General features: G+C 41.0%; 2 protein-coding genes. Both read right to left on the bottom strand.

Going from position 1 to position 1,061, the window contains the following annotated elements; genetic code table 11:
• The coding region (locus tag DUT69_RS19020) for a phage head morphogenesis protein (RefSeq protein WP_262511048.1) at positions 1-601 on the bottom strand (601 nt) is incomplete at its 3' end.
• A gap of 221 nt (positions 602-822) precedes the next feature.
• Positions 823-1,061 (bottom strand): hypothetical protein (locus tag DUT69_RS19015; protein ID WP_262511047.1); only part of this gene is annotated, 239 nt, incomplete at its 5' end.

Here is a 1,061-nt window from a genome sequence, read left to right as displayed (position 1 = left end):
GCATGCCATAATTGCGCTCGGCCTGTAACTCCGATTTTTTGCTTAGGTAGCTATAATACGGATGCTCTTCGTCGTAAACCACCATTTTTTTACCAACGTTGCCCTTGAAATATGGTTTTGTTTCCAATTCGTCGGCATAGGTTTTAACTAAGCTTCTATCAGTAGGAGTTGCGCCGCTTGGTGCTGGTATCATGTTACATCGGCAACCGTGGTCTTTAGGCGGGTAGATTTTGTCTAAAAGCGGGTCGTTGGTTTTAATAATGAGCTTATCTAAAACGGCGTGGCTTGGTCTAACTCTATCGTCGCCAACGGTGCTATATTCCAGCATGGCAAATTGTTTAAGCCCTTGCCACTTGTCCGCCATTTGTACGGCGGCAATAGCGTCGTTACGCTCAACGTTTAAATGGTGTACGTTTAAAATTGGGTCAATATCCGCAACCTTAGATTTGAATTGCTCCCAGCTTCTCAACTCGCCGTTTTCGTCTAACAAAAGCTTATTGTAAGTTTTTAAGGTTGCCAAGCTCTTAGCGCCCGAAAACTGATAAATGTTTTGCTGAAAGTAGGCTTTTAACGTATTACGATAATCGGTTGTTGGGTACATTGCCGTACCTATTACCTTAGTGAGCGCCGTTGATAAAACCGCACTAATGTAATTGTAGTAATTATAATCTATTTCGTTAGCGCCAATTTTACCGTCGTAAATACGTTTTAAAAGGTCTTCTAATATCTTATCGTAATTACTATCATTAGCCGCTAAAGTAATGGCATGAGTGCAACAACCGTCGTAAAGGTTTAGTAAATCATGCCCCGATATTTCGGGGCTTATGCGAAAAAACTTTTAATCCTATCCCATAGCTTTAGGTCTTCGTCGTCTGTGAAGAAATGGAGCTTTTGTTTGTTTTTCTTGTCCGAAGCTGGGGGGGTATCTGCGTTTTTGTTTTCTTGCATTTGCTCTAAAGTTGCCTTTTTAGCCTCTGTAAGCTCGTTTTTTAACTTTTCGTAGTCTTCGGGCTTTTCTATTTCAAAATTTTCATAAAAAAAGTCGTCGCTTACGGGAATGC

Source organism: Pedobacter namyangjuensis, from assembly GCF_003313325.1.
Lineage (GTDB): Bacteria > Bacteroidota > Bacteroidia > Sphingobacteriales > Sphingobacteriaceae > Pedobacter > Pedobacter namyangjuensis.
The sequence above is the reverse complement of the archived record's forward strand: the minus strand, read 5'-3'. Positions and strand labels throughout refer to the sequence as shown.